Source organism: Streptomyces sp. MUSC 14, assembly GCF_001866675.1.
In the GTDB taxonomy this organism is placed as follows: domain Bacteria; phylum Actinomycetota; class Actinomycetes; order Streptomycetales; family Streptomycetaceae; genus Streptomyces.
Genome location: NZ_MLYN01000005.1, coordinates 63,757 through 90,522 on the forward strand (window position 1 = coordinate 63,757; position 26,766 = coordinate 90,522).

26 protein-coding genes are annotated in these 26,766 nt (G+C 71.8%); 12 read left to right on the forward strand and 14 right to left on the reverse strand.

Annotated elements, in window-relative coordinates; translation table 11 throughout:
• Positions 1-39: 39 nt before the first annotated feature.
• A complete protein-coding gene (locus tag BIV25_RS00310; protein ID WP_079176342.1) occupies positions 40-615 on the forward strand; it encodes a CAP domain-containing protein in 576 nt (191 codons plus the stop codon).
• Here BIV25_RS00310 and BIV25_RS00315 read toward each other — a convergent pair.
• Genes BIV25_RS00315 through BIV25_RS00330 form a run of 4 tightly spaced genes read right to left on the reverse strand, consistent with a single transcriptional unit; the run spans position 612 to position 5,343 of the window.
• Positions 612-1,760 (reverse strand): hypothetical protein, encoded by a 1,149-nt coding sequence (locus tag BIV25_RS00315; RefSeq protein WP_071370016.1) that lies wholly within the window; start codon positions 1,758-1,760, stop codon positions 612-614. The two genes, BIV25_RS00310 and BIV25_RS00315, sit on opposite strands and share 4 nt — an antisense overlap.
• A gap of 60 nt (positions 1,761-1,820) precedes the next feature.
• Positions 1,821-2,759 carry an N-acetylneuraminate synthase family protein gene (locus BIV25_RS00320; protein WP_071370017.1) on the reverse strand — a complete coding sequence of 313 codons (939 nt, stop codon included), beginning with the start codon at positions 2,757-2,759 and terminating at the stop codon, positions 1,821-1,823.
• A 14-nt stretch (positions 2,760-2,773) separates the two neighbouring features.
• Positions 2,774-4,003, reverse strand: a complete 1,230-nt coding sequence (locus BIV25_RS00325) for an N-acylneuraminate cytidylyltransferase (protein WP_071370018.1) — start codon at positions 4,001-4,003, stop codon at positions 2,774-2,776.
• Positions 4,004-4,020: 17 nt separating this feature from the next.
• On the reverse strand, positions 4,021-5,343 hold the full coding sequence (locus BIV25_RS00330; RefSeq protein WP_071370019.1) for a DUF6716 putative glycosyltransferase: 1,323 nt from the start codon (positions 5,341-5,343) through the stop codon (positions 4,021-4,023).
• A 198-nt stretch (positions 5,344-5,541) separates the two neighbouring features.
• Here BIV25_RS00330 and BIV25_RS00335 point away from each other — a divergent pair, with 198 nt between their 5' ends.
• From BIV25_RS00335 to BIV25_RS00345, 3 genes are all read left to right on the forward strand, one after another.
• Positions 5,542-6,519: a glycosyltransferase family 2 protein gene (locus BIV25_RS00335; protein ID WP_071370020.1), complete on the forward strand. Its 978-nt coding sequence runs from the start codon at positions 5,542-5,544 to the stop codon at positions 6,517-6,519.
• Complete coding sequence (locus BIV25_RS00340) at positions 6,516-7,859, forward strand: polysialyltransferase family glycosyltransferase (RefSeq protein ID WP_071370021.1); 1,344 nt, start codon at positions 6,516-6,518, stop codon at positions 7,857-7,859. Before BIV25_RS00335 ends, BIV25_RS00340 begins: the two co-directional genes overlap by 4 nt.
• Before the next feature lie 85 nt (positions 7,860-7,944).
• The gene (locus BIV25_RS00345) at positions 7,945-9,090 is read left to right on the forward strand and encodes an acyltransferase (RefSeq protein ID WP_177235108.1); all 1,146 of its coding nucleotides are present in this window, start codon (positions 7,945-7,947) and stop codon (positions 9,088-9,090) included.
• A gap of 8 nt (positions 9,091-9,098) precedes the next feature.
• Here BIV25_RS00345 and BIV25_RS00350 read toward each other — a convergent pair whose 3' ends face one another.
• A complete protein-coding gene (locus BIV25_RS00350) occupies positions 9,099-9,758 on the reverse strand; it encodes a TetR/AcrR family transcriptional regulator C-terminal domain-containing protein (RefSeq protein ID WP_071370022.1) in 660 nt (219 codons plus the stop codon).
• A gap of 74 nt (positions 9,759-9,832) precedes the next feature.
• Here BIV25_RS00350 and BIV25_RS00355 point away from each other — a divergent pair, with 74 nt between their 5' ends.
• Complete coding sequence (locus BIV25_RS00355) at positions 9,833-11,212, forward strand: FAD-dependent monooxygenase (protein ID WP_177235112.1); 1,380 nt, start codon at positions 9,833-9,835, stop codon at positions 11,210-11,212.
• A 12-nt stretch (positions 11,213-11,224) separates the two neighbouring features.
• Here BIV25_RS00355 and BIV25_RS00360 read toward each other — a convergent pair whose 3' ends face one another.
• Together BIV25_RS00360 and BIV25_RS00365 are read right to left on the reverse strand one after the other, a co-directional pair.
• Positions 11,225-11,806, reverse strand: a complete 582-nt coding sequence (locus BIV25_RS00360; RefSeq protein WP_177235109.1) for a Uma2 family endonuclease — start codon at positions 11,804-11,806, stop codon at positions 11,225-11,227.
• 90 nt (positions 11,807-11,896) lie between these two features.
• Complete coding sequence (locus tag BIV25_RS00365) at positions 11,897-13,492, reverse strand: methylmalonyl-CoA mutase (protein WP_071370024.1); 1,596 nt, start codon at positions 13,490-13,492, stop codon at positions 11,897-11,899.
• A 92-nt stretch (positions 13,493-13,584) separates the two neighbouring features.
• Between BIV25_RS00365 and BIV25_RS00370 the strand changes: the two genes are divergently transcribed.
• Complete coding sequence (locus BIV25_RS00370) at positions 13,585-14,433, forward strand: L,D-transpeptidase family protein (protein WP_071370025.1); 849 nt, start codon at positions 13,585-13,587, stop codon at positions 14,431-14,433.
• Positions 14,434-14,646: 213 nt separating this feature from the next.
• Here BIV25_RS00370 and BIV25_RS00375 read toward each other — a convergent pair whose 3' ends face one another.
• The 7 genes from BIV25_RS00375 to BIV25_RS00405 form a co-directional block, all read right to left on the reverse strand.
• Positions 14,647-15,720, reverse strand: coding sequence for a hypothetical protein (locus BIV25_RS00375; protein ID WP_071370026.1), 1,074 nt, complete (start codon positions 15,718-15,720; stop codon positions 14,647-14,649).
• Complete coding sequence (locus BIV25_RS00380) at positions 15,720-16,382, reverse strand: RNA polymerase sigma factor (protein ID WP_071370027.1); 663 nt, start codon at positions 16,380-16,382, stop codon at positions 15,720-15,722. The genes BIV25_RS00375 and BIV25_RS00380 overlap by 1 nt, the downstream gene beginning before the upstream one ends.
• A gap of 950 nt (positions 16,383-17,332) precedes the next feature.
• The gene (locus tag BIV25_RS00385; protein WP_071370028.1) at positions 17,333-18,130 is read right to left on the reverse strand and encodes a hypothetical protein; all 798 of its coding nucleotides are present in this window, start codon (positions 18,128-18,130) and stop codon (positions 17,333-17,335) included.
• 180 nt (positions 18,131-18,310) lie between these two features.
• A complete protein-coding gene (locus BIV25_RS00390) occupies positions 18,311-18,919 on the reverse strand; it encodes an RNA polymerase sigma factor (RefSeq protein WP_071370029.1) in 609 nt (202 codons plus the stop codon).
• Positions 18,920-19,058: 139 nt separating this feature from the next.
• Positions 19,059-19,445 (reverse strand): hypothetical protein, encoded by a 387-nt coding sequence (locus tag BIV25_RS00395; RefSeq protein WP_079176345.1) that lies wholly within the window; start codon positions 19,443-19,445, stop codon positions 19,059-19,061.
• A 156-nt stretch (positions 19,446-19,601) separates the two neighbouring features.
• On the reverse strand, positions 19,602-20,159 hold the full coding sequence (locus BIV25_RS00400; protein ID WP_071370031.1) for a hypothetical protein: 558 nt from the start codon (positions 20,157-20,159) through the stop codon (positions 19,602-19,604).
• 107 nt (positions 20,160-20,266) lie between these two features.
• A complete protein-coding gene (locus tag BIV25_RS00405; protein ID WP_079176346.1) occupies positions 20,267-21,880 on the reverse strand; it encodes a glycoside hydrolase family 20 protein in 1,614 nt (537 codons plus the stop codon).
• A gap of 154 nt (positions 21,881-22,034) precedes the next feature.
• Between BIV25_RS00405 and BIV25_RS00410 the strand changes: the two genes are divergently transcribed.
• The 6 genes from BIV25_RS00410 to BIV25_RS00435 all read left to right on the forward strand — a co-directional run bounded on the left by BIV25_RS00410 (position 22,035) and on the right by BIV25_RS00435 (position 26,755).
• Positions 22,035-22,643 (forward strand): 2-oxo-4-hydroxy-4-carboxy-5-ureidoimidazoline decarboxylase, encoded by a 609-nt coding sequence (locus BIV25_RS00410; protein ID WP_079176347.1) that lies wholly within the window; start codon positions 22,035-22,037, stop codon positions 22,641-22,643.
• Between the two features lie 191 nt (positions 22,644-22,834).
• Positions 22,835-23,215, forward strand: a complete 381-nt coding sequence (sdhC, locus tag BIV25_RS00415; protein ID WP_079173146.1) for a succinate dehydrogenase, cytochrome b556 subunit — start codon at positions 22,835-22,837, stop codon at positions 23,213-23,215.
• 5 nt (positions 23,216-23,220) lie between these two features.
• A complete protein-coding gene (locus BIV25_RS00420; RefSeq protein WP_071370033.1) occupies positions 23,221-23,703 on the forward strand; it encodes a succinate dehydrogenase hydrophobic membrane anchor subunit in 483 nt (160 codons plus the stop codon).
• A gap of 19 nt (positions 23,704-23,722) precedes the next feature.
• Positions 23,723-25,477: a succinate dehydrogenase flavoprotein subunit gene (gene sdhA / locus BIV25_RS00425; RefSeq protein WP_071370034.1), complete on the forward strand. Its 1,755-nt coding sequence runs from the start codon at positions 23,723-23,725 to the stop codon at positions 25,475-25,477.
• On the forward strand, positions 25,477-26,241 hold the full coding sequence (locus BIV25_RS00430) for a succinate dehydrogenase iron-sulfur subunit (protein ID WP_071370035.1): 765 nt from the start codon (positions 25,477-25,479) through the stop codon (positions 26,239-26,241). The genes sdhA and BIV25_RS00430 overlap by 1 nt, the downstream gene beginning before the upstream one ends.
• A 103-nt stretch (positions 26,242-26,344) precedes the next feature.
• Complete coding sequence (locus tag BIV25_RS00435) at positions 26,345-26,755, forward strand: VOC family protein (RefSeq protein WP_071370036.1); 411 nt, start codon at positions 26,345-26,347, stop codon at positions 26,753-26,755.
• The last annotated feature ends 11 nt before the right edge of the window (positions 26,756-26,766 follow it).

Sequence of the window (26,766 nt, forward strand, 5' to 3'; positions counted from 1 at the left end):
ATCACCGTGAGTGACAGACTGCCGCGAGGGGGCTGGACAATGGGCGTTCTCTCACGAGCTGCCGCAGGGCCGGCGGCGGCACTCCTGACCGTGCTCCTGGCGTTCCTGTCCTGCGCACCGCCGGCCCGGGCCGGGCGACCGGCGTCCTCGTCCCCGGCCGGCGGCGACGCCGTGGTGGCCGGGCTGAACCAGCTCCGTGCCGGGGCGGGGTGCGCCGCCGTACGGCTGCGGGCCTCGCTGCGCCGGGCCGCCCAGGGGCACAGCTCCGACATGGCGGCCCACCGCCACCTCACCCACACCGGAACGGACGGCAGCGCCCCGCAGGACCGGATGCGGACCGCCGGCTACCGCCCCGTCGCCACCGGCGAGGTCATCGAGGTCGGCCCGGCCGGCGCGGACGCGGCCGTCGCCGAGTGGATGGCCGGCCCGCCGCACCGCGCCATCCTCCTCACCTGCCGCTACACCGACGCCGGCGTGGGCCGGACGGACAGCCCCGACGGCGCCTGGTGGACCCTGGACCTGGCCTCGCGCGGCTGCCGCCCACCGTCGGCCGGCAACTGCCGTACGGAGAAGCGGCGTTGCGCATGCGGTGCAGGCGGACGGCGCGACGGCTAGGCCAGCCCCACCGCCTGCAGCCGGTGCACGTCGCGGGCCGTTCCCGTGACGCCCGACAGGAAGCCCTGGGCGCGGGGGGAGGCGGTCTGGGTCAGCCAGGCCGGGTCGATGTCGAAGACGGCCACCTTCACGCCCGTGCCGACCAGCGCGAGCGGCAGGGTGTGCACGACCGTCGAGGGGAAGCTGAGGATCGTGCGCCCGATCGGGCCGCGGCGGGCGATCAGTTCGAGGGGGAGTTCGGGGCGGACGATCTCCAGGCCCGTCTCGGTCGCCAGGCGGTGGAGTTTGTCCGTGCTCTCGCGGCGGTGGGCGAAGTAGCGTGTCGCGCCGTGGGCCTTGGAGAGGGTGCGGACCGCTTCCACGTAGTGGTCGGCGTCCACCACGCCCGTCTCCACCAGTGACGTGCCGACCATGTCCGCGCCCTTGGTGATGCGCGGCGGGCCGAAGCGGGCGCGGGTCCACGAGAAGTCGTTGGCCGTGACGGTCACGCCCTCGGGCGTCTCCGTCACCGGCATCGAGGAGAAGACCTCCACCCGGCGCTTCGCGCTCGGCGTGAGCCGTCGGCGGGCCGCGGCGGAGACCGGGGCGAAGAGCAGGTCGCGCGGGCCGGGCCGGCCGCCCTTGCGGTGCCAGCGGACCAGGCGTTCGCCGCGGGCGAGCTGGGCCACGAACTCCATCGTGGCCGTGCCGTCGTCCACCACGACCAGGTCGCGGGCCTTGGTGATCGTCAGCAGCAGTTGGACGTAACGGGAGAACGGGTCTCCCATCACGATCCGGTCGGCCCGGCGGAGCGCGCCCGCCAGGCCGCCGATCGTCGAGAAGGGCGCGGTCGTACCGCCGCGCGCCTCCTCCCAGCGCACCGTGTGCCCCTCGTCCCGGGCCAGGTCCGCCATGCGGCGCAGCTGGCCCCGGGTCATCGGGTCGGTCGGCGACAGCACGACGAGGGTGAGTTCCGCGCCGGCCGGTGAGGAGTCACCGGCCATCGTCCGCCGCACCTGCGCGGGCACGGACGGCAGCGGGTCCGGGGCCGGGCCCTGCAGTCCGTGCAGGTGTGCCCACTCCAGTACGTTCAGCAGCTGGACCGGGCTCTCCACGAAGGCGAGCGTGCGGGGAGGATGGCCGGGCTGACCGGCGCGGGGGCTCATCGGCGTACGACCGTCCCGTCGTAGGACACGTAAGGGGCTCAACCGGCCGGGGGCCGGAGGTCAGACCGTGACCGGCTCGCCCGCCGCCGCGGCGATCTCCGCCTCGGCGACGACACCGGCGACGCGGCGCAGCTTCTTCATCGGGCCCAGCTCGGAGTCGTAGACCTTCTTGACGCCGTCGCCGAGGGAGGCCTCGATGGTGCGGATGTCACGGACGAGGCGGGTCAGGCCCTGCGGCTCGACGGAGGCGGCCTGGTCGGAGCCCCACATCGCGCGGTCGAGGGTGATGTGGCGCTCGACGAAGGTGGCGCCGAGGGCGACCGCCGCGAGGGTGGTCTGCAGGCCCGTCTCGTGGCCGGAGTAGCCGATCGGGACGTTCGGGAACTCCTTCTCCAGCGTGTTGATCACGCGGAGGTTCAGCTCCTCGGCCTTCGCCGGGTAGGTCGAAGTGGCGTGGCACATCAGGATGTTGTCGCTGCCGAGGACCTCGACGGCGTGGCGGATCTGCTTCGGGGTCGACATGCCGGTGGAGAGGATGACGGCGCGGCCGGTGGCGCGCAGGGCCTTCAGCAGCTCGTCGTCGGTGAGGGAGGCGGAGGCCACCTTGTGGGCGGGGACGTCGAACTTCTCCAGGAAGGCGACGGCCTCGGTGTCCCACGGGGAGGCGAACCAGGCGATGCCCTTCTCCTTGCAGTACTCGTCGATCTGGCGGTACTCGTCCTCGCCGAACTCCACGCGGTGGCGGTAGTCGATGTAGGTCATCCGGCCCCAGGGGGTGTCGCGCTCGATGTCCCACTGGTCGCGCGGGGTGCAGATCTCCGGGGTGCGCTTCTGGAACTTGACCGCGTCGCAGCCGGCCTCGGCGGCCACGTCGATCAGCTTGAAGGCGTTCTCCAGCTCACCGTTGTGGTTGATGCCGATCTCGCCGCAGATGTAGACGGGCTTGCCGGGGCCGACCTCGCGCGAACCGAACGAACGCAGACGGGAGTTGGTGCTCATGGCAGGAGATGTCCTTACTTGGGGAGGGAGTCGAGAGAGGGGCCGAGGATCCAGCTGGCGATCTCTCGGATGGCGCCGTCACCGCCGGGGAGGGTGGTGACCGCGCGTGCGGCGCCGCGTACGACGTCGTGGGCGCTCGCGACCGCCACGGGCCAGCCGACGAGGGCGAAGCACGGGAGGTCGTTGACGTCGTTGCCGACGTAGAGCACGCGCTCCGGCGCGATGCCCTGCTCCTCGCACCACTGCTTCAGCGCGAGGTCCTTGCGGTCGATGCCGTGCAGCACCGGGAGCTTCAGCTTCCGGGCGCGGGCGGCGACCACAGGGTTCTGTTCCGTGGACAGGATCAGCATCTTCAGGCCGCTCTTGCGCAGGGCCGCGATGCCGAGTCCGTCGCCGCGGTGCACGGAGACGAACTCCCGTCCTTCGGAGTCGATCAGCACCCGGTCGTCGGTCTGGGTGCCGTCGAAGTCGAGTACGACCGCGTCGATGTCGTCGGCGGCCGGCAGCGAACCGGGCCGGTCCGCGTCGAAGAGGGGGGCCAGCGCGCGGGCGCGGGCCATGTCGTGCGGATCGTCGATCTCCAGCACGCGCGCGGGGTCCGTGCGGACGAGTTCCGTGCGGCCGAAGAAGCGGTGCTGGTGCTTGCGGAAGCCGGCCGCGTCCATCGCGTAGGCGGCGCCGGTCTCCAGGAAGTCCTGGGGGCGGTCCTGGCGGCGGGGGCGGAAGGACTTGTCGTGGTTGACGCCCACCCCGCCCTCGGCCTCCGCGTCGGCCTCGCGCCAGACGAAGCCGTGGAAGGGAGCCACCGTGACGGCGGTGTCCGCGCCGTTCTCCACGACCGCGCCGGCCACCCCGTCGATGTCCTCACGGACGATGAACGGGCTGGTGCACTGCACGAGCAGGACCGCGTCGACCGCCGCGCCGTGCAGCGCCTCGTGGGCGTCCATGGCGTGCAGGACGGCGGCCTCGGAGGTGGCCGTGTCCCCCGCGATGGCGGCGGGCCGCAGCACGACCTCGGCACCGGCCTGCCGGGCGGCGGCCGCGATGGCCTGGTCGTCGGTGGACACGACGACGTCGGTCACCAACCGGGTCGCCCGGCACTCGCGCACCGCGCGCGCCACCAGCGGCACACCCCCGACGGGGGCCAGGTTCTTGGCGGGCACGCCCTTGGAGCCGCCGCGCGCGGGGATCACCGCGAGCACCCGGCGCAGCGTCGCACCCGGTCCCGCCTCGGGGTTGGACATGGAGTCTCCTTGGAAGGTCACAGCTCCCCCATCCGCCGGATCACGGGGGCCACGCGCTGCACGCCGTGGCGGTAGGCCCCGCGCGCGGCGCGGCGCACGATCCGGCGGACCGGGCCGGGTTCCTTGTCGGCGGCCGGCGCGCCGGGCAGCGGGGCGCCGTCGGGGCCGAGATGGTGGCGGGCGAGGATGCCGGGCAGGTATCCGGGCGCCGTCTCGGGTGTGTAGTAGGGGTTCAGCGGGGGCAGCCCGCCGGGCCGCTCCAGCAGGCCGGCGATGCGCTCGCGCGCGGTGTCGAAGGCCGTCTCGTACGAGCCTTCGGCGGCCACACCCTGCCGGGCCACCCACTCCTCGTCCGCCGCCGGCCGGTGCCCGGCGTCGAGCTGGTCCCAGGAGGCGAGGCACCCCGAGCCGGTGAAGTGGTGGTTGCCGAGCACCTCGCGCACGCCCAGGTCGGTGAGGACGACCGTGGGGATACGGCGGTGCAGGGCCTCCAGGGCGGCCGTGGAGCTGACGGTGACCAGCAGGTCGGTGCGGTCCAGCACCTCGCCCATGTGGCCGTACACCAGCCGGAAGTTGGCGGGCACGTCCGTGCCCTGGACCAGCTTCTGGTACGGCAGCTCCTCGATGTGGGTGGTGTGTTCGCCGGGCTTGGAGCGCAGCTTGAGCAGCACCTCGCGCTCGGGGTGCCGGCGGGCGTGCCCGATGAGCCGGTTCAGCAGGTACGTACGGTCCTTGCGGCTGTCCGGGACGGACGGCTGGGCCGCGAAAACGACGGTGTACGGCTCGTGTTCACCGGTGTACGGCGCCCCGCCGAGGAAGGGCAGCGCGACCTCGGTGACCGCGGAGGCGGCCGCGCCCACGCCCTCGTACACGGCCCGGAACCGGTCCGCGTCGTGCCGGGAGTTGGCGAGGACGAGGTCGGCGCCGTGCCGCAGCAGCAGGCCGTCGGCGAGCTTCTCGTAGACGACACCGACGTAGCCGGTGACGACCACCGGGCGCGCGCCCGAGCCCCAGGCATGCCGCAGTCCGTGCAGCATGGCCTGGACGCCGCCGCCGACCAGCGCGAGGACGAGGAGGTCGTAGGGCTCCTCGGTCGTCGGGTCGGCCATGGCGCGCAGGAACTCGACGCCGGTGACCTCGCGGAGCGAGTCCGCCCGGACGCCCACTTCGCTCAACTGACGGGCCGTAGGGGTGGCGCGCCCCCGCAGGAGGTAGCCGTCGAGCCGGATCTCGGAGCCGGTGGGGGCGAGGCGCTGCGCGGTGAGCGCCCCCCACTTCCACCGGGTGTCGGAATCGGCGAGGACGGCGACCCGCAGGGACTTCGTAGCACTTGCTGGCACGCCGAAGACGCTAGGAAGCGATTCCGTTGTCCGGCCCAACCTGAATGCAACAAACGGTTAACAGCACATCGCCGAATGGAGAATCGGGCCGTCAACCCGCCCGGAAAAAGCCCGGTTCACAGCTTCGCCACGTGTCGTTCACTCAGCATCAAGCAAGACGTCAAGACGAATCACGGGCTTCCCCCTAACGTCCCTGACGTGGTCAAGCTCTCCGTCATCGTGCCGTTCTACAACGTGCAGCAATACGCGCCCGACACCCTCAGGAGTCTCAAGGCGAATGCTCGGGACGACTTTGAGTTCATTCTCGTCGACGACTGTTCCCGCGACGGGACACCGGACATTCTCGCGCGCGCGGAGCGCGAGCTGCCCGGGGCGGTCCATGTCCGGCACGAACAGAACGGGGGGCTGGCGACCGCGCGCAACACCGGGATCGACCGGGCGCGTGGTGAGTACCTGACGTTCCTGGACGGCGACGACTGGCTCGCCCCCGGCTACTTCCCCCAACTCGTCGCTGCCATAGACGAGTTGGGCTGCGACTTCATCCGTACCGACCATGTGCAGTGCACCGCGCGCTCGCGCCAGGTGCACCGGGTGCCGGTCGGCCGGCGCGGCGTGGTGATGAGCCCGCGCGAGGCGATCCTGCCCGCCGACCGCTCGACGTCCGTCGACTACGCGTACGCGTGGGCCGGCATCTACCACCGGCGGCTCGTGGACAAGGGCCTGCTGCACTTCACGGACGGGCTGCGCACGGCCGAGGACCGGCCGTGGATCTGGAAGCTGCACCGGGAGGCGGAATCCTTCGCCGCGGTGAGCATGCTCGGTGTGTTCTACCGGCGCGGGGTCGCCTCGTCGCTCACCCAGATCGGTGATGTCCGGCAGCTGGATTTCATTCGTGCGTTCGACGAGGTCGTCGCGGAAACCGCCGAGGATCCGCAGGCGGACGAACTGCTGCCGAAGGCCGTGCGCACCTATTGCGCCATCATTTCCCATCATCTGGGAACCATCGAAAGGTTCGAGCCCGCGGTGGCGAAAAAGCTGAAATCCATGAGTGCCGCGGCCCTGCGGCGCATGCCGCAGGGCGTGCTGGACGAGGCGCTGGACTCCATGGACCTCCAGCGTGCCTCCAAGCTGCGCCGGCTGCGCCGCCGTCCCGCTCCCGCGGGGGCCGCCGCGTGACGACCCAGATCTTCCAGGCGTCGACGCTGTACGGCACGGCCACGCTCGCCGCCGCCCTGGACTCCGGCTGCTTCGGACCGGCCGACCGGCGGATCCTGCTGGTCTGCAACAACTCCACCACCCCGGAGACGACGCCCGCCCTCGACGAGGCGCCCGGCTTCGAGAAGCTGCGCGACCGCTTCGACGAGGTGATCTCGTACAACGAGACGATCTTCCCGTTCCACCCGGGCGGCTGGGCCCCGCGGGTGGACGACATGCCGCTGTGGGAACGCTTCCTGCGCCACGAGTGGCGACTGGGCGAGGACGACGTCGAGCTGGCCGTCGAGTCGATCCAGGTCAACCCGTCGCTGGCGCTCGGCCAGATCTTCACCGGCGCCCCCGTGACGGTCTACGCCGACGGCCTGATGAGCTACGGCCCCACCCGCAACAAGATCGACCCGCTGGTCGGCACCCGGGTGGACCGGGTGCTGCACCTGGACCTCGTGCCCGGCCTGAAGCCGCTGCTGCTCACCGAGTTCGGCGTCGAGGGCGAGATCGTGCCGACGGCCGCCTTCACGAAGGTGCTCGCCGGCCTCGGGCCCGCGGACTCCGGGGACGCGGCGCTGCCGGACGTCGAGGAGCCGGCGCTGCTGCTCGGCCAGTACCTCTCGGCGCTGGAGCTCCTCACCGCCGAGCAGGAGGACCAGCTGCACGTGCGGATGCTGCGGGGCGCGGCCGCGCTCGGGCACAGCAAGGTGGTGTTCAAGCCGCACCCGTCCGCGCCGGCGAGCTTCACGCGCTCGCTGGAGCGGGAGGCGGAGAAGCTGAAGGTCGAGCTGACCGTGCTCGACACCCCGGTCCTCGCCGAGGTGCTGTACCAGCGGATGCGTCCCGCGCTGGTCGTCGGCTGCTTCTCCACCGCCCTGCTCACGGCCCAGGCGCTCTACGGTCTGCCCGTCGCCCGGATCGGCACCGAGGTGCTGCTGGAGCAGGTCACGCCGTACGAGAACAGCAACCGGATCCCGGTCACCATCGTCGACGCGCTGCTGCCCGAACTGGGCGACCGGGCGGCCGTCGAGGAGCAGCGCCGGGGCATGGACGTGGAGGAACTCGGCGCGCTGGTGCGGGCGGTGGGCTTCGCGATGCAGCCGAAGATCCTGCCGCGGCTGCGCTCCGAGGTCGAGGCCTGGCTGGCGCGGCACCAGAACCCGCGGACCCTGCGCTACTTCAAGCGCCGGCGCCTGACCTCCCTGGCCCTCCCCGGCGGGGTGCCGGCCCAGCTGGCGTTCATCCCCCGCAACGCCACGGTCCGCCGGGTCGCCCGCAAGGCCCGCAGCCTGCGCCGGGGCGCACGCAACTGAACCGGGCCGCGCGGCAGCGGCGCGTGAGCGGCCGGGCCCGGCGACGGCACAACCGTGAAGACCATCCAGGAAGGACTCGACCTCCATGGCAGCGTCACCGTCACCCCCCGGCCTCGCCGCCGCGCCCGGCCCGTTGATACCCCGCCCGGCCGCCGCCCCGCCCACCACCGCGGGCGGGCGCGCGAGCCGCCTCATGGCCCTGGACGGGCTGCGGCTCGTGGCCGCTCTGATGGTCTGCCTCTACCACTACACCGGACGCGGCGGCACGGTCTCCGCGTCCTGGCACGGCAGCCCGGCGCACCTCTTCCCGACCCTGTCCCGGGCGGCCGTCTACGGCAACTTCGGGGTGCAGTTCTTCTTCGTCATCAGCGGCTTCGTGATCTGCATGAGCAGCTGGGGCCGCACGCTCGGCGACTTCTTCCGCTCCCGCGTCTCGCGCCTGTACCCGGCCTACTGGGTGGCGCTGTTCCTGGTCACCGGGGCGTCCCTGGCCATGCCGGTGGTCGTCCACGCGGTCCGGCTGGACGAGTTCCTGGTCAACCTGACGATGCTCCAGCAGCCGATGGGTGCGAAGCGGGTCCTCGGCGTGTGCTGGACGCTCTGGGTCGAACTGCGCTTCTACGTGCTGTTCGCGCTGCTCGTCGTGGTGCGCGGGGTGACCCGGCGCCGGGTGGTGCTGTTCGCCTGCGTGTGGACGCTGGCGGCGGTGCTGTGCCACAGCTCGAAGAGCGAGCTGCTGAACCAGGTGGTCATGCCCGAGTACGCCCCCTTCTTCATCGGCGGCCTGGCGCTGTACCTGATCCACCGCTTCGGCAGCGACCTGCTCTCGTGGGGCATCGTCGCGATGTCCTGGCTGCTCGCCCAGCGGGAGGCCACCGTCGGCCTGTGGGGCCACCACCCGCACCGTGACCCGTACGTCGTCATCCTGATCGTCACCGTCGCCTTCGCGGCCGTCGCCGTCGTGGCGCTCGGCTGGGCGAGCTGGGCCAGGGGGCGCTGGCTGGTGACGGCGGGCGCGCTGACGTACCCGTTCTACCTGGTCCACGAGCACCTGGGCTGGTTCGTCATCCGGGTGCTGCACCGGGGTCTGGGCCTCGGACCGTGGCCGACGCTCGTGGTGACCGTGCTGGGCATGCTGGTGCTGGCCTGGCTGATCCACCGGTTCGTGGAGAAGCCGTTCGGGCCCCGGCTGAAGCGGGCCCTCAAGACGGCGCGGATTCAGGCGAGTTGACCCCCGGGTCAGCCGATTCCGTACCGCGCGCCGATCCCCGCGACGACGACCGCCAGTCCTTCCTCGAACTGGCGGTCGTAGTCGTCGAAGAGCAGTTCACCGGCCGCCGCCGCGAGCGGGAAGTCGGCGAGCCGCCGGGCCCGTTCCGCGACGTCGTACCCCTCCCGGCGCTCGTCCGGCAGGGGCCGTACACCCTGTTCCTCGGTGACGAAGCCGATCGTGTACGCGTTCGTCGTCCGGCCCGCGTCGACCGCCTGGGCGAGGGTGAACCCGGCGTCGGTCAGCAGCCGCAGGTTCGCCTCCAGGGCGGGGGCGTGCTCGGTGCCCGTGAAGCGTGATCCGCTGTAGACCTTGGCGCCGTCGCGGTAGCCGAGCAGCGCGCCGCGCAGCCCCCGGCCCGTCTTCAGCAGCCGCTCCTGCCAGCTGTCGCCCGGATCGAGCGGCGCGGTGGCGGCCATCCGCCGGTACATCTCCGTCGCCATCTCGTCCAGCAGCGCCTGCTTGTCCTTGAAGTGCCAGTACAGGGCGGGCGCCTTGACGTCCAGCTCGTTGGCGATGGCGCGCAGGGTCAGGCCGTCCAGTCCCGTCTCGTTCAGCAGCCGCAGCGCGGTGTCGGCGACGCGGCGGCGGTCCAGGGGGGCTCGGGGGGCGCGTTTCTCGGGGCTCACACTTGACAGCTTAACAGCGTTAAGGGCACGCTCCCGGGCAACGGAGGTTAACGCCGTTAAGGAGATGGAGGAGTATCGCGATGGACGTTCTGATCGTGGGCGCGGGGCCGACCGGTCTCGCCCTCGGCATCGACCTGGCCCGGCGCGGGGTGGAGGCGCTCGTGCTGGAGCGGGCCGACGGCCTGTTCCCCGGCTCGCGCGGCAAGGGGATCCAGCCCCGCACCCAGGAGGTCTTCGACGACCTGGGCGTACTGGCCGCGATCCGCGCGGCGGGCGGTCCGTACCCGGAACGGATGATCTGGAAGGACGGCGAGCGCGTCGGCGGGGAGCCGATGTTCGACACGGTCGCGGCGGACGAGGGCGCGCCGTACACCGAGCCGCTGATGGTCGCGCAGTGGCGCACGCAGGAGGTGCTGTACGCGCGGCTGCTGGAGCTGGGCGGCCGGGTCGCCTTCGGGTGCGAGGTGACGGGCGTCGGGCAGGACGCGGACGGGGCGACCGTGGAGTTCGCCGACGGTACGGCGCTGCGCGCGCGGTACGTCGTCGCGGCCGACGGCGGACGCTCGGCGATCCGGCGGGCACTGGAAATCGGCATGGCCGGCGAGAGCGTGGACCCGGCGCCGTTCATGGTGGCGGACGTCCGGCTGCGGGGCCTGGACCGTGTGTACTGGCACACGTTCCCGAAGGACGACGGCACGGTCGTGGTTCTGTGCCCGCTGGCCGGCACGGACGACTTCCAGCTCCAGGCCCGCCTCCCCGAGGGCACCGCCCCCGACCTGTCCCTGGACGGCATCCGCACGCTGGTCGCCGCGTGCACGCACCTGAACCGCGCCGACGTGACGGCGCTGCGCTGGGCGTCCGACTTCCGCCCGCGCGCCGCCCTGGCGGACCGCTTCCGGGTGGGCCGGATCCTGCTCGCGGGCGACGCGGCCCACGTCCACTCCCCCGCGGGCGGCCAGGGCCTGAACACCAGCGTCCAGGACGCCTACAACCTGGGCTGGAAACTGGGCGCGGTCCTGCGGGACGGCGCCCCCGACGCCCTTCTCGACACCTACGAGGAGGAGCGCCGGGCGAACGCGGCGGCCATGCTGGACCTGTCGACCGGGGTGCACCGGGGCGAGGTGCGCCGCGGCCCCGCGACGGTCCAACTCGACCTGGGCTACCGGGAGTCGGGCCTCACGGAGGAGACCCGCACGAACCCGGCCGGAGTGCGGGCCGGTGACCGCGCGCCCGACGGCACGGTGGACGGCGTACGCCTCTTCGACGCGTTCCGGGGGCCGCACTGGACGCTGCTGGGCGCTCCCGACGGCACGGTCCCCGGGGTGCGCTCGCTGCCGGCGGCCCCGGAGTCGTACGGCCCGGGTGTCTTCCTGGTCCGCCCGGACGGCTATGTGGGCTGGGCGGGTAACTCCTCGGACGGAGCCGAGGCCTACCTGGCCAAGGTCGGTATCTGACCCGGCTGGTGGTCAGTCGTCGCCGTCGAGGAGGGTGTCGACGGAGAGGTCGAGGGTGACGCCGACGGAGTCGGGGAGGGGGACCGACTCGCCTCGCTTGTAGCGCGTAGGGACGGGGTACTTGCCGTCCTTGGGGTTCTGGTAGAGCACGACTTCCTCGTGTCGGCGATCGGCCACCATGTACACGGGGATCCCGGCCTCGGCGTAGAGCTCGACCTTGAGGGCCGTGTCATCGGACCAATTGGAAGAGGTCACTTCCAGCACCATGCGGAAGACATGTGGCGCGTAGCAGTTGTTCCGGACGAGCGCGTCTGCGATGTCGGCGTCGACCACAGACAGGTCCGGGATCGCGTAGTCCGCTGGGCCGGTCGGCAGCCACAGACCGATACCGGGACGGATCTTGAGGCCGGCTTTCTTCGCCCCGGCCTGCTGGATCTCACAACCGACCTCGAACACGGTCCCCTGGTGCGGTTCATCCGGCGGCGGCGACACAATAAGGCTCCCTCGGAGGATCTCAACGCGGTGTCCGGGGAGCCAGCTGGAGACACGGTCGGCAGCTTCGGCAATCGTCATCTCGCGCTCTATCACAGCCACGGCAACCTCCTTTCGGGAGCACTCTCCACGAGAGTAACCGGGAACGGAGGGATTCCGCCCATGATCACCCAACCGAAGTATCCGCCCAGCTCAGAAGGGCTCGCCAGGTTCGTACCTCCCCCACACCTCCCGCAGCGCGCCACACACCTCCCCGACCGTCGCCCGGGCCCGCAGCGCCTCCCGCATGGGATACAGCACGTTGTCCTCGCCCCCGGCCGCCTTCCGCAACGCGTCCAGTGCGGTACCCACCGCCCCCCGGTCGCGCCGCGCCCGCAGCCGCTCCAGCCGCTCCGCCTGCCGGGCCTCGATCGCCGGGTCCACCCGCAGCGGCGCGTACGGCTCCTCCTCGTCCAGCCGGAAGCGGTTGACGCCCACGACGACCCGCTCGCCGGAGTCGGTCTCCTGGGCGATGCGGTACGCGTTCCGCTCGATCTCGGCCTTCTGGAAGCCGTGCTCGATCGCCGCGACCGCCCCGCCCAGGTCCTCGACCCTGCGCATCAGATCGACGGCCGCCGCCTCGACGTCGTCCGTCATCCGCTCCACCGCGTACGACCCCGCGAACGGATCCACCGTCGCTGTCACGTCCGTCTCGTACGCCAGCACCTGCTGGGTGCGCAGCGCCAGCCGGGCGCTCTTGTCCGTCGGCAGCGCGATCGCCTCGTCGAAGGAGTTGGTGTGCAGCGACTGAGTCCCGCCGAGCACCGCGCCGAGGGCCTGGACGGCGACCCGGACGAGGTTCACCTCCGGCTGCTGCGCGGTCAGCTGGACCCCGGCGGTCTGGGTGTGGAAGCGCAGCATCAGCGACCTGGGGTCGCGCGCGCCGAACTCGTCCTTCATCACCCGCGCCCAGATCCTGCGCGCGGCACGGAACTTGGCGATCTCCTCCAGCAGCGTCGTACGGGCCACGAAGAAGAAGGACAGCCGGGGTGCGAACGCGTCCACGTCCATGCCCGCCGCCACCGCCGTACGGACGTACTCGATGCCGTCGGCGAGCGTGAACGCGATCTCCTGCACGGGCGAGGCGCCCGCCTCGGCCATGTGGTAGCCGGAGATCGAGATCGTGTTCCAGCGGGGGACCTCGGCGGCGCAGTACTTGAAGATGTCGGCCGTCAGCCGCAGGGACGGCTTCGGCGGGAAGATGTACGTCCCGCGCGCGATGTACTCCTTCAGCACGTCGTTCTGGATCGTGCCGGTCAGCCGGCCGGCCGGGACGCCCTGCTCCTCCGCCACCAGCTGGTACAGGAGCAGCAGCAGGGCCGCCGGAGCGTTGATCGTCATCGACGTGGAGACCTGGTCCAGCGGGATGCCGTCGAACAGCACCCGCATGTCCTCGACCGAGTCGACGGCCACGCCGACCTTGCCCACCTCGCCGTGCGCGAGGGGCGCGTCGGAGTCGTGGCCCATCTGGGTGGGCAGGTCGAAGGCGACGGACAGGCCGGTGGTGCCGTGCGCGATCAGCTGCCGGTAGCGGGCGTTGGACTCGGCAGCCGTGCCGAAGCCGGCGTACTGGCGCATCGTCCAGGGGCGGCCGGTGTACATGCTCGGATAGACCCCGCGCGTGAACGGGTACCCGCCCGGTTCGCCCAGCTGCCGCGCCGGGTCCCAGCCGGCGAGGTCGGCCGGTCCGTAGACCGGCTCGACGGGCAGCCCCGACTCCGACTCGCGTGCCTCCGGCCCGCCTGCCATGAACGCCTCCGCCCGCCGTACGTTTTGTCCCCTTGTCCCCTCTCACCATGCCCCGTAGTTCGGCGGCGGTCACGCGGGGAAGCATCCCCGGCATGAGGATCAGGGGCATCAGCGGCCCGCTCGCCGCCGTACGCGTCTCCTCCGCCGCTCTCGCCGCTCTCGCCGCTCTCACCGCCCTCGTCGGCTGCACCGTGCAGCCGGTGACCGGCGCCGACGGCAAACCCGTCCCGCCGGTGCGCGTGGGGCTGCCGTCGGGCGGCACTCCCCGCACCACCCGGACGGTCCCGGCCCCGAGTGCCGTACCGGCGTCCCCGGCGCTGTGGTCACCGGGCGACAGCGGGCCCGGCGTGCGGGAACTCCAGGCCCGGCTGCGCCAGCTGGACTGGCTGTTCGACGGGCCGACGGGGTCGTACGACGATCTGACCGAGCGCGCCGTCGAGGGGTTCCAGGGCAGGCGCGGGCTGCCCCGGACCGGGCGGACGGACGCCGTCACCTGGCAGCGGCTGGTGGCGATGACGCACCCGCCCGGCCAGTGGGAGCTGTACCTGATGGGCGGTCAGCCGGCCGGCCCGCCCGACCCGCGCTGCCTGACCGGGCGCGTGCTGTGCATCGACAAGACCACGCGGACGCTGCGCTGGATGGTCGACGGGCGGACGGTGTCGGTCATGTCGGTGCGCTTCGGCGCGCAGTACTCACCGACCCGCGAGGGCGTCTTCCACGTCTACTGGAAGGCGCGGACCTGGGTCTCCACGCTCTACCACTCGCCGATGCCGTACGCGATGTTCTTCAGCGGCGGGCAGGCGGTGCACTACTCCTACGACTTCGCGGCGCGCGGTTACGCGGGCGGCTCGCACGGCTGCGTGAACGTCCGCGACGAGGTGGCGATCCGGCAGCTGTTCGGGGAGGTGCGGGTGGGCGACACGGTCGTCGTCCACTGGTGACGGACCCGCCGGTGACGGGGCGAGGGAGATAGGGCGCGGGCGGGACCGGGGGAACGTGTCCCGCCCGCGCCGAGGGCACGAGCCGTGGGTACGGGGGGAACCCCGGCTCAGTGCGACGGCCGATGACCAGTCGGCTCACTCTGTACTGCGCCGTGGGCTCCGGAAACGTCACACCCTGCGCCGAAAAATTTTCGCCGATTACAAAATCGCAGGTCAGGGGCTTGCTGGTGCGGCGTCGCCGTGGGACCCGCCACCGTTGCCCTGGTCACCGCCGCTGCCGCCGTCACCGCCCTGGCCGTGACCGCCGCCCTGACCGGAGCGGTCGCCGCCGTGGTCGCCGCCTCCCGGGTGACCGCCGTCGTCACCCTGCCCCGCGCCGTCACCGCCCTTGCCCTGGCCGCCGCCGTTCCCCTTGCCCTTGCCCAGGTGCTTTCCCGGGTCACCGGCGTCGCCGCCGAGCCCGGAGCCGACGGCACCCAGGAGCAGCTTGCAGAAGCGGTCGACCCGCGAGGACCCGCCCGCCAGGTCCTCCAGCATGCGCATCCGGCCGGGGTCGGGCGCCTTGCCGTCGCGAATGGCCCGGCAGACCCCGGCGAGATCCTGCCCACTGCCGTCCGGAGCCCCGCTCGGGGCGCCCGGACTTGCGCCGGGGCCCGGTCCGGTGCCCGCGCCCGGGGTGGCGCCCGGGCTCGTGCCCGCGCCGCTCGGCACGCCCGGGCCGGGGCTCACGGGGGCGGACGGCGCGACCGAGGCGAGCGGTGAGGCGGAGCTCTGGCCGGCCGAGACGGAGGCGGCGGGGCCGGGCCGCTCGGTCCCGAACGTGGGCAGCACCCCGCTCCCGACGGCCATGGCGACCCCGCCGAGCATGCCCGCGCTCACTCCCGCGGCGAGCGCGAGGCGCACCGGGCGGGCCCAGCGGCGGCGACGGGGACGGCCGCCCGGGATTCCGGTACGGGCCGTGCGGGCCGGGGCGCCGATGCGGATCAGACCGGCGTCGGAGGGCGGGGCGGGGCTGCCGGAGCGCTCGCCGAAGGCGCCCTCGGCGAGGGCGGCGGCGGTCCGCTCGGCCTCGGCGGCCTCGCGGGCCTTGCGGAACGCGGCCAGGGCGGCCTGTTCGCCGGGAAGTTCACCGGTGGCGGCAGCCCCCTGCGCGGACAGCGCGCCGAGCGCGCGGGAAAGGCGTTCGGCCTGGTCACGTGCGCGAGCGTCGACGACTTCCAGCGACTCACCGCGCAGCAGACGTTCCGCCGTCTCACGGTTCAGCCACTTGTCGTGCTCGTCGGCCATCACATGTCCTTCTGCGTCCGCGTACGCGTATGCGTCACAGTTGCGGACGACACCGCGCCGCGGCGCGGTTCTCGCTGGGGTGGGAGCGCGTCGAGGGCACCCGCCGATTCCGGATCCTGGCCGAGCAGCTCCGCGAGCCGCTTCAGGCCTCGGTGCGCCGCGGTGCGTACGGCACCGGCGCGTTTGCCGAGCGTCTCGGCGGCGGTCTTGGCGTCGAGGCCGACCACCACGCGCAGGACGACCGCCTCGGCCTGGTCCTGCGGGAGCCGCGCGATGAGGGAGAGGGTGCTGTCGGTGGCCAGCGCCTCGATGGCCTCGCCGGCCGTGTCGGACTCGGCTGCCCGGCCGGTCAGTTCCGTCTCGTCGCCGCCTATGGCGGGGCGCCGGCCGCGCATCCGTATGTGGTCCAGGGCACGGTTGCGGGCGATCCGGGCGGCCCAGCCGCGGAACCGGTCCGCGTCTCCGCTGAAGCGGTCCAGGTCGCGGGCGATCTGCAACCAGGCCTCCGACGCGACGTCTTCGGCATCCGGATCCCCGACCAGCGTGCGGACGTAACCGAGCAGCCGTGGTTGCACGGCGCGGTACACCGTACGAAATGCGGCCTCGTCCCCGTCCTGTGCCGCACGCACCGCGGCGGTCAGCTCCGCGTCGTCCCCCAGCACGTGACTCCCTTTACGCCTGTTTCCTGGTCCGGCGCGAAAGGCACGTTACGGCGTCAAAGCGGTCCTCGTCCACGTCCGTCGACGAGTATGTAGACGATGCAACTAACTCGTGACCAGGTGCGGGAGTGCGCAGGGTGAGCATGTGCGGGATCGGGGTGTGACAGAAAACGCACTCATGGCGCTGTAGGAAGTACGGGCCGTGCGCGGCCCGTCCGCGCGACGGCCGGGGCCTCTCCTGTGGGGGGTGGCGGCCCCGGCCGTTGCTTCGATCCTACGGCTCTGACCTGGGGTTTTGCGCGAAGCCCGGGACCGGCGCGACCAACGCGCGACCAGCGGGCCAGACGCCTCACGTGATCCTGTCCAGCACGATGCGCCGAGCCGTGCCGGACGTCGGCTTGCGGACCCCTTCGACCCCGCGCCCTCCGTACCGGGCCATGATGCAGCCCGGCGAGGGATGCCTCGCATCGGCCGAGACCTCTGCACGGCCGGGGGCCGACTAAGGTCGCCAAGCGGATCGAAATATCTGGAAAGGCAGATTCGTGACATACAAGACGCGTCGCATGTGAAGTGGGATCAATGTCGACACCACCGTGGTGGGACGACCTGCTCGCGATCAGCGACATGCTTGCTTCTGAAGATCGGGCAGACGTTGAGAAGTGGCGCGGTGGCTCCTGAACGCCTGGGACAGAGGCTTCGATCTCAAGTCTGTGTGGCAACACGTGGGGCCCGAGTGCCGTACCTGCTGCGTGGCGTGGAACGACTTCAACGGGGTCGAATCACCTGCATGGATGCGCAGCTGACAGCGTTTCCCCAGGACGAGCTCGCCTCTGATGAGAGTCGCGGGCCAGGCCCTCGAAGCGCGGCGTCCGGCTTGGCCGACAGGCTCTTCAAGCCACGGGTGGCGGCCCCGGCCGTTGCCCCGGCGGACCGCTTTCCCCTCTCCCGGACCGCTACTTCTTCTTGCGGGGCGGCTTCGAACTCGCGGCAGAATGGCCGGACTTACCACTCCTGCCCTTCTCAGTGGCGCTTTGGGACTTGTCGGCAGATCTGCCGGCACTACCCCTGCTGCTGTTCTTACTGCTCTTACTGCTCTTACTGCTCTTGCTGCTCGTCTCCGCCTGGGCGCAGAAGGCCGCGACATGGTCCTTGCCGCCCGCGGCCGTCAGAAAGCGCTGCCAGGCCGTGGCGTCGAGCGACTTGCCCTGACCGGTGACCTGCGCGTAGGCGCGGCAGTGCGCCAGGGTGTCCTTGGCGGTGTCCGGGCGGTCCGGGTGCGCGCCGGGCGCGGCGGACGACCCGGCGGACGCGCCGGCACCGGCCCGCCCCGGGGCGCTCGTCACCGGGTGCGCGGGACGGGCGTCGCCGTGGTCGCCGCCCGACGAGGAGCCGACCGCGCCGATCGCCGCCACGGCGACGCCGCCCAGCGTGAGGCTCGCGGCGAACACCGAGAGCGTGGCCTTCACCGACAGCCGCGCACGCCACGGCTGCCGGGGCCGCCAGTCGTCACGGCGCCGGGTCCGCGCCCGGTGCGGGCCGGCGTCCCGTGCCGCGCGGAACGCGCTCACCGCATGCTGCTCGGCGTCGGGGTCGAGGTGGCGGGTGCGCAGGGCGCAGGCGAGGCTCGCTTCCAGCGCGGCGATGCCGCCGCCGGGCACGTCGGCGGTGGACCGGGAGCCGGGGGCGGCGTCCGCGCCGGGGTGTACGTGCCGACGGCCGGGCAGTCCGCCGCCGCTGTGCCGTTCACCCATGTCAGTTCCCGTCCCTGTCCGATCTGTCCGCCACAACTGCCGCACGCGTGCCGTCCGCCTGGCCGGTCGCACGCCTCGCCGTGCGCGGGGCGCACGTGGCGTCCCGGCTCGGCCCTGTTCCATACGGCCCATGGCCGCCGGCGTTCATCCGCGCGCTCGCGGGTGCCGGTCCGCCATGGTTCATGTCGACTCCCCCAGCGTGCCGGAGCCGTCATCCGTCACACCCAGCTGGCGGGCGAGACGTTTCAGGCCCCGGTGCGCGGCCGTGCGCACGGCGCCGGGCCGCTTGCCGAGGACGCGCGCGGCGGCCGGTCCGTCCAGACCGACGACGACGCGCAGCAGCACCGCCTCCGCCTGGTCGGGGGGCAGCCCCCGGACCAGTTCGAGGGCGCGCTCGGTGGACAGGGACTCCAGCGCCTGGTCGTGGGTGCTGTGCGGCCCGGGCAGGTCCAGTACGTCCTGTTCGAGCGCGGTCCCCCGGGGCCGTACCCGCTGCCGGCGCAGATGGTCCAGGGCCCGGTACCGGGCGATGGTGGCGCTCCAGCCGCGGAATCCGGCGCCGTCGCCCTTGAACCGGCCCAGGTCCCGGGCGATCTCCAGCCAGGCGTCGGAGGCCACGTCCTCCGCGTCGTCGCCGACCAGGCCACGCAGATAGCCGAGCAGCCCGGGCTGGACGATGCGGTACGCGACCGCGAACGCGGCCTCGTCCCCCTCCTGGGCACGTGCGACGGCCTCGCCCAGCTCGGCGTCGTACGCCTGTCGGCGCCGGCGTTCCCCTCCGTGGCCCAAGAACCGTCCTCGTCCGTACCCAGCGAATCCGCGCGGCGCGACCCGGTGTCCTCCCGCCTCGCGCGTGCCCCCAGCCAGATCAGCGCCGGAGCTCATGGAAACGTCACAGTGCCGGGGCCTGCCGCAGGTCTTCCGCGCGTCACCGGCCGGTGCTCGCGTCCCGGCACAGCAGGCGCAGGGAGCCGTGGCCGCCGTAGGCCCGGCGGGCCTCGTCGATGGGGTCCCAGATGCGGCCGTCGGGGGTGCGCACCCAGTGCTCTCCGCCGGTCGCCCACCACTCGGCGCCCGACTGGCGGACGATCACCTCGCCGGCGTAGGCACCGAAGCCGCGCAGCGCGCTCTCGACGGCGGCGTACGGCGGACTCTCGCGGCGGATCTCGTCGATCATGCGGTCCACCCGCCACAGGCTCTGCGCCGAGTAGTCGAGCCGCACCCGGGCGCCCTCGCGCGCCATCGCCACGGTGTCGGCCGCCCACCGCACCGGCTTCGCCGCGGCATGCGGCCGGGTCTCCTGCTGTGCTGTCACGTCCTGGGCTGTCACATAGGGAAGAGCGACCCGGACGGGCGAAGCGTCACCGCGTTTCGCGTCGATGCGCCAACCGTTTCAGGACCACCCCAGGTCCGCCCCAGGTCCGCCGCAGGCCGATCACAGGACCGCCCGCGCGCATACCGTCCGGCGTCCTCACGGAGCACTCCGTGCCCGCCGCGACACCACTGCCCGCAGCACCCGGCGCCCTTCCACCGAGACGTCCAGGGCGCCGCGCAGCCCGTGGGTGCCGTGCTCGGCGAGGAGGTCCAGGACGGTGCGCTGGCGGCGCAGCTCCGCAGCGACCAGCGGCGGCAGGTCCGCCGTGTCGCCCGCGCGCCCGGAGTCGAGGCCCTCGGCGGCCGGGGTGTCGTCGGCGGCGGGGTCCAGCAGCCGGTGGATCCGCAGCGAGGCGACCGAGCAGGCGTCGGCCCAGGGCCGTACCGCCTCGGCCGTACGCGCGGCCGGAGCCCCCTCCAGCATCCGCCGCGCCAGCCGCGCGGCCTCGTCCCCGGCCGGTTCCGCGGCGTCGACGCCGGCCCGGGCCCGCTCCAGGCCCGCGGCCCAGTCGGAGCCGTCGGCGAGGCTCGCCCACAGGGGCCGCAGCAGCTCGTCGTCGGCGCCGAGCAACGGCAGACACCGATCCAAACAAGCCAAACCACTGGCGGCCAGCCCGCGTTCGTCGGCCTGAGCGATCCGCTCCACCAGGCTCATGACTCTCTCCCTCGACGCCAGGGCGCCGACCGGTACGGACCCCGTCCTTCCCCTTACTGCGCCGGGACTCCACCGGGTGTCACAGGGACCGCACGCGCACCGCCCGTTCACCCCAGCGTGGCCGAAAGTCGCTGGAAGTCCGCCCAGGACAGGGACGGCCTGCCCGGGTCCCACAGCTTCTGCACCGTCGCCTGCAGCGGCAGCCGGATCCCGGCCGCGACCTGCGCCTCGGTCTGCGCGTTCGGGAAGTCGCACCACACCGCGAACGACCCGCCGAGGATCTGCCCGTCGTACCGCGCCGGTACGGCGGTCGTACCGCGCAGCACCCGCGGGGTCCACTGCTCGTAGATCCGCCGCCCGGTCGGATAGACGAAGGTCTGCGGCTGGCCGAGGACGTAGTAGAGGAACTCGTCGTTGTAGTTGACGACCTCGCGGCCCGCGCTCAGGTACTCCACCGGCTGCCGGGCGCCCAGTTCCTTGCCGGTCCAGTAGGCGACCTGGAGGTCCTTCGCAGGCTGCACGGAGGTGCCCGTGAAGAAGCCGTCGTTCCAGACCCGGATCGTGCGGTCGTGGGCCCGGACGGTGTCGGCGCGGTCGCCCAGCCAGCCGGTGGTCAGGTCGGCGACCGTGCCGCCGGAGCCGTGGGCCCTGCGCGCGGCGTCCGCGAGCTGCGGGTACGAGACCTGCGGGTTCGTCACCGTCAGCGCCTGGTACTCGTCGCCGCCCAGGTTCCACCGGTTGCCGGTGAACAGGCCCGCGTACTCGTTCAGCAGGTCGTCCACGAGCTTCCCGGACGCGGGCTTCGAGATGTCGATCGCACCCTTCGTCGGCACCCCGTTCGCGTTGCGCAGTTGCAGGTCGGGGTGGGCGGCGAGGGCGGCGCCCAGATGCCCCGGCGAGTCGATCTCGGGTACGACGGTGATGTGCCGGCTGTCCGCCAGCGCCACGATCCTCTTGACCTGTGCCGTGGTCAGATGGTCCTTGGAGACGATCTCGGGGTGGCCGGCGGACTCGATCCGGAAGGCCTGGTCGTCGGAGAAGTGCAGCCCCAGCTCGTTGAACTTCAGGTCCCCCAGCTCGCGTATCCGGTCCTCGATCCAGGACTCGGAGAACGGCTTGCGCGCGATGTCGAGCATGAGCCCGCGCACCTGCTTGGCGGGTTCGTCCCGTACGACCCCCTCCGGCGCCGTACCGCCGCCGTGGACCTCCTGTTTCAGCGTGCGGGTCCCGTAGAACACCCCCGCCGCGCCGGGTCCGCCGATGTCCACCCGCCCGTCGTGGACGGTCATCGTGTACGACTCCTGGTTCCCGCCCCCGCCGCCGAGCGCGAGCCGGACGTCCCCCGCGCGGACGTCGCCCTCGTCCTTCACCCCCGCGTAGGCGATGCCCAGCTCCCCGGCCATGAGCCGCCCCGTGCCGGCCAGCGCGGGGTCGCCGATCACCACCCGGTCGCCCTTCCGCGGCGTCCAGCCCGGCCCGCGCGCCGCCGTGAAGGCGCGCACCGCGGGTATCGTCCGCGGCGCCCGCGACAACGGATAGGACCGGGTCGGCGTGGGACTCGCGGGGGACGCCGCGGCCGCGCCGCCGGCTCCCCCGCCGCCCGACGAGGCCCACACGCCGACCCCGACGCCGAGCGCGACGGTCCCGACGAACGCGGCCGCCACGACGGCCCGCTTACGTATCACCTGCTGCGCCGAGCCACGGCGCCTGTGCTGGGTCACGCGGTCAACGTACGGCCGTTCGTGTGTTCACCCGTCATCATCGCGCCCCGAAACGCTTCCGTGCGAGTGAATTTCAGGCGCCACCCAGACACGGAGTGACCACTCTCGATAACCTGACGACACATCTTTCACAGCATCCCCTGCCACACCACATGTGACGCGAGGACCCACGCTGCCCGCCCACCGCCTGCCGTCTCTCCCGAGGCCCCTCGACGCCTTCAACGCGGCCCCCACCGAAGAGGCCCACGCGCTGCTCCTGCACTGCCTGCACAGCCTGCGCTGGTCCCGCCGCATCACGGACCACCGCCCCTACCCCGACCTGGACGCCCTCCTGGCCGCGGCGGACGAGGCGGCGTACGACCTGTCCCCGGGCGATCTGTCGGAGGCCCTGGCGGGCGAGTCGCTGCCCGAGCTCCCCGAGGGCACGTACTCGGCGGCCCACATGGCACTGAGCGCGGCGCACGCCGCGTACGAGGCTCGATTCGGTCACACGTTCGTCATCTATCTGGGTGACGTCCACCCGGACGAGACCCTCGACCGCATCCTCGAAGCCATCCGATCACGATTGGCGAACGATCCGGAGGAGGAACGGGTGGTGGCCGCGGAGGAACTCCGCCGCCTCGCGAGGAACCGGCTGGCAGTTTCCCTGGGGGGCGCGGGGCTGCATCCGTCAGCGGCTCCGCCGCGATGGGGGTCCCCCCGCTCGAGCGCAGCCGAGAGTGGGGGAGCGACCAGCCCCAACGCACCGGCAGTCGGCAGATAACCGGACACCCCACCCCGGTGGCCGCCCGGCCGATACCCCATCCGGTGCCAGTTTGATCACACCGGTAGGCCCCCCGTAAGCGCCACCGCACCGCATGGATACGATGCTGGGGGCCGGTGGACCGTACCCGGCCGGGCCCGACCGACAGAGAAGCCGGCGCGGCCCCAATCCCCGCTCCCGGAGGGACTTCCGTGCCGGCTGGAACGCTGTACCGCGGCCGGGAAGGAATGTGGTCCTGGGTGGCTCACCGAGTCACCGGCGTCCTCATCTTCTTCTTCCTGTTCGTCCACGTGCTCGACACCGCTCTCGTGCGTGTCTCCCCTGAGGACTACGACAAGGTCGTAGCCACGTACAAGACGCCGATCGTCGCGTGCCTCGAATACGGCCTCGTCGCCGCCATCCTCTTCCACGCACTCAACGGCCTGCGCGTCATCGCCGTCGACTTCTGGTCGAAGGGCCCGCGCTACCAGAAGCAGATGTTCTGGACCGTGATGGGTGTCTGGATCGTCCTGATGGTCGGCGCGATCTACCCCGTGCTCGGCCACGCCGCTCGTGTCCTGTTCGGGAGCTGACGCCGATGTCCACGACTGAAACCACCGCGTCCGGTGTCGGCCCCGTCGAGGGCGACGCGTTCTACGACGTCGACAACCCGGCCCCGCTGATCGAGGCGCCGCGCAAGCGCACGAAGAAGACCCCCAAGTCGACCCGGGGCAACTTCGAGCTGGCGGCCTGGCTGTTCATGCGCCTGTCCGGCATCGTGCTGGTCGTCCTGGTCCTCGGCCACCTGCTGATCCAGCTCGTGCTGGACGGCGGTGTCTCTAAGATCGGCTTCGCCTTCGTGGCCGGCCGCTGGGCCTCCCCGTTCTGGCAGGTCTGGGACCTGCTGATGCTGTGGCTCGCCATGCTGCACGGCGCCAACGGCCTGCGCACGGTCATCAACGACTACGCGGAGCGCGCGAACACCCGGCTGTGGCTCAAGGGCCTGCTCTACACCGCCACGGTGTTCACCATCCTGCTTGGCTCGCTGGTGATCTTCACCTTCGACCCGAACATCCGCTAGGCACGGGGCTGCGAGAATCATGAAGATCCACAAGTACGACACCGTCATCGTCGGCGCCGGCGGCGCGGGCATGCGTGCGGCCATCGAGTCGACGAAGCGCAGCCGCACCGCCGTGCTGACCAAGCTCTACCCCACCCGCTCCCACACGGGCGCCGCGCAGGGCGGCATGGCCGCCGCGCTGGCCAACGTGGAGGAGGACAACTGGGAGTGGCACACCTTCGACACGGTCAAGGGCGGTGACTACCTGGTCGACCAGGACGCCGCCGAGATCCTGGCGAAGGAGGCCATCGACGCCGTCCTCGACCTGGAGAAGATGGGCCTGCCGTTCAACCGGACCCCGAACGGCACCATCGACCAGCGCCGCTTCGGCGGTCACTCCCGCAACCACGGCGAGGCGCCGGTGCGCCGGTCCTGCTACGCCGCGGACCGCACCGGCCACATGATCCTCCAGACGCTGTACCAGAACTGCGTCAAGGAGGGCGTGGAGTTCTTCAACGAGTTCTACGTCCTGGACCAGCTGATCACCGAGGTCGACGGGGTCAAGCACTCCGCCGGTGTCGTGGCGTACGAGCTGGCCACCGGTGAGATCCACATCTTCCAGGCGAAGTCGGTCATCTACGCGTCCGGCGGCACCGGCAAGTTCTTCAAGGTGACCTCCAACGCGCACACCCTGACCGGTGACGGCCAGGCCGCGTGCTACCGCCGGGGCATCCCGCTGGAGGACATGGAGTTCTTCCAGTTCCACCCGACCGGCATCTGGCGCATGGGCATCCTGCTGACGGAGGGCGCCCGTGGTGAGGGCGGCATCCTCCGCAACAAGGACGGCGAGCGCTTCATGGAGAAGTACGCGCCGGTCATGAAGGACCTCGCGTCCCGTGACGTCGTGTCCCGCTCCATCTACACGGAGATCCGTGAGGGCCGCGGCTGCGGTCCCGAGGGCGACCACGTCTACCTCGACCTCACGCACCTGCCGCCGGAGCAGCTGGACGCCAAGCTGCCGGACATCACCGAGTTCGCGCGGACCTACCTCGGCATCGAGCCGTACACGGACCCGATCCCGATCCAGCCGACCGCGCACTACGCGATGGGCGGCGTCCCGACGAACGTCGAGGGTGAGGTCCTGGCGGACAACACCACGGTCGTCCCGGGTCTGTACGCGGCCGGCGAGGTCGCCTGCGTCTCCGTGCACGGCGCCAACCGGCTCGGCACCAACTCGCTGCTGGACATCAACGTGTTCGGCCGCCGTTCGGGCATCGCCGCCGCCGAGTACGCGCAGAAGGCCGACTTCGTCGAGCTGCCGGAGAACCCCGAGGCGTTCGTCGTCGAGCAGATCGAGCAGCTGCGCGAGTCCACCGGCAACGAGCGGGTGGCCACGCTCCGCAAGGAGCTGCAGGAGACCATGGACGCCAACGTCATGGTGTTCCGCACCGAGCAGACGATCAAGACGGCCGTCGAGAAGATCGCCGAGCTGCGCGAGCGTTACAAGAACGTCTCGATCCAGGACAAGGGCAAGCGGTTCAACACCGACCTGCTGGAGGCCATCGAGCTGGGCAACCTGCTCGAACTGGCCGAGGTCATGGCCGTGTCCGCGCTGGCCCGCAAGGAGTCCCGCGGCGGTCACTACCGCGAGGACTACCCGAACCGCGACGACGTCAACTTCATGCGCCACACCATGGCGTACCGCGAGGTGGGCGACGACGGCGCCGAGTCCATCCGTCTCGACTACAAGCCGGTCGTCCAGACCCGCTACCAGCCGATGGAGCGTAAGTACTGATGGCTACCCCCGTTCTGGACAAGGTGGAGGCGGAAGCCGCGGCCTCGTCCCACCTGATCACGGTCACCTTCCGGGTCCGCCGGTTCAACCCGGAGGTCTCGGCGGAGTCGACCTGGGAAGACTTCCAGCTGGAGATCGACCCGAAGGAGCGTGTCCTCGACGGCCTCCACAAGATCAAGTGGGACGTCGACGGCACCCTCACCTTCCGCCGCTCGTGCGCGCACGGCATCTGCGGCTCGGACGCGATGCGGATCAACGGCAAGAACCGCCTTGCCTGCAAGACGCTGATCAAGGACATCAACCCCGAGAAGCCGATCACGGTCGAGCCCATCAAGGGCCTGACGGTCCTGAAGGACCTGGTCGTCGACATGGAGCCGTTCTTCCAGGCGTACCGGGACGTCATGCCGTTCCTGGTCACCAAGGACACGAACGAGCCGACGCGCGAGCGTCTGCAGTCGGCCGAGGACCGCGAGCGCTTCGACGACACCACCAAGTGCATCCTGTGCGCCGCGTGCACGTCGTCCTGCCCGGTGTTCTGGAACGACGGCCAGTACTTCGGTCCGGCCGCGATCGTGAACGCCCACCGCTTCATCTTCGACAGCCGTGACGAGGCGGGCGAGCAGCGCCTGGAGATCCTGAACGACCGTGACGGCGTGTGGCGTTGCCGCACGACCTTCAACTGCACGGACGCCTGCCCGCGCGGTATCGAGGTCACGAAGGCGATCCAGGAGGTCAAGCGCGCGCTGATCACGCGCCGCTACTGAGCCTGACGGCCCACCGCACCGAGGGCCCCGCTTCCGACTCCGGAAGCGGGGCCCTCGGGCGTTTTGGTCGGATTTCCCGGTCGGCCGGTTCTAATCTGACGTCATGTCAGACGATGAGTCGTACGAACTGCTCGGCTTCGACAACGTCCTGCTGCCCGTCGGCGACCTCGGCGAGGCCGTCGCGTTCTACGAGCGGGCCGGATTCGGCGTGAGGTTCCGCCTCGACGAGGCCGGGATCGCGCAGCTGGGGGTCGGCGGCGAGACGCCGGGGATCCTGCTGCGGGTCGAGGAGCCCCTGATGCGCCGGACCCCGCCCTGGCCGTCCCCGCGGATCTGGCTGGAGGTGCCGGACGCGCGGACGGCGGCGCGGCGGCTGGCCGGGGCCGGGATCCGGCCGCTCGACGAGGCGTTCCGGACGGTCACCGGCTGGACCGTCGAGATCGCCGACCCCTGGGGCAACATCCTCGGCTTCACGGACTACACCAAGCGCCGGGAACTGGCACGCAGGGGCTGACCGCGGGCCCG

Excerpts from the sequence above, each read along its gene's own strand:
- BIV25_RS00310 (WP_079176342.1), top strand. The coding sequence starts at position 40 with ATGGGCGTTCTCTCACGAGCTGCCGCAGGGCCGGCGGCGGCACTCCTG.
- BIV25_RS00315 (WP_071370016.1), bottom strand. The coding sequence starts at position 1,760 with ATGAGCCCCCGCGCCGGTCAGCCCGGCCATCCTCCCCGCACGCTCGCC.
- BIV25_RS00320 (WP_071370017.1), bottom strand. The coding sequence starts at position 2,759 with ATGAGCACCAACTCCCGTCTGCGTTCGTTCGGTTCGCGCGAGGTCGGC.
- BIV25_RS00325 (WP_071370018.1), bottom strand. The coding sequence starts at position 4,003 with ATGTCCAACCCCGAGGCGGGACCGGGTGCGACGCTGCGCCGGGTGCTC.
- BIV25_RS00345 (WP_177235108.1), top strand. The coding sequence starts at position 7,945 with ATGGCAGCGTCACCGTCACCCCCCGGCCTCGCCGCCGCGCCCGGCCCG.
- BIV25_RS00365 (WP_071370024.1), bottom strand. The coding sequence starts at position 13,492 with ATGGCAGGCGGGCCGGAGGCACGCGAGTCGGAGTCGGGGCTGCCCGTC.
- BIV25_RS00370 (WP_071370025.1), top strand. The coding sequence starts at position 13,585 with ATGAGGATCAGGGGCATCAGCGGCCCGCTCGCCGCCGTACGCGTCTCC.
- BIV25_RS00375 (WP_071370026.1), bottom strand. The coding sequence starts at position 15,720 with ATGGCCGACGAGCACGACAAGTGGCTGAACCGTGAGACGGCGGAACGT.
- BIV25_RS00385 (WP_071370028.1), bottom strand. The coding sequence starts at position 18,130 with ATGGGTGAACGGCACAGCGGCGGCGGACTGCCCGGCCGTCGGCACGTA.
- BIV25_RS00400 (WP_071370031.1), bottom strand. The coding sequence starts at position 20,159 with ATGAGCCTGGTGGAGCGGATCGCTCAGGCCGACGAACGCGGGCTGGCC.
- BIV25_RS00420 (WP_071370033.1), top strand. The coding sequence starts at position 23,221 with ATGTCCACGACTGAAACCACCGCGTCCGGTGTCGGCCCCGTCGAGGGC.
- sdhA (WP_071370034.1), top strand. The coding sequence starts at position 23,723 with ATGAAGATCCACAAGTACGACACCGTCATCGTCGGCGCCGGCGGCGCG.
- BIV25_RS00430 (WP_071370035.1), top strand. The coding sequence starts at position 25,477 with ATGGCTACCCCCGTTCTGGACAAGGTGGAGGCGGAAGCCGCGGCCTCG.
- BIV25_RS00435 (WP_071370036.1), top strand. The coding sequence starts at position 26,345 with ATGTCAGACGATGAGTCGTACGAACTGCTCGGCTTCGACAACGTCCTG.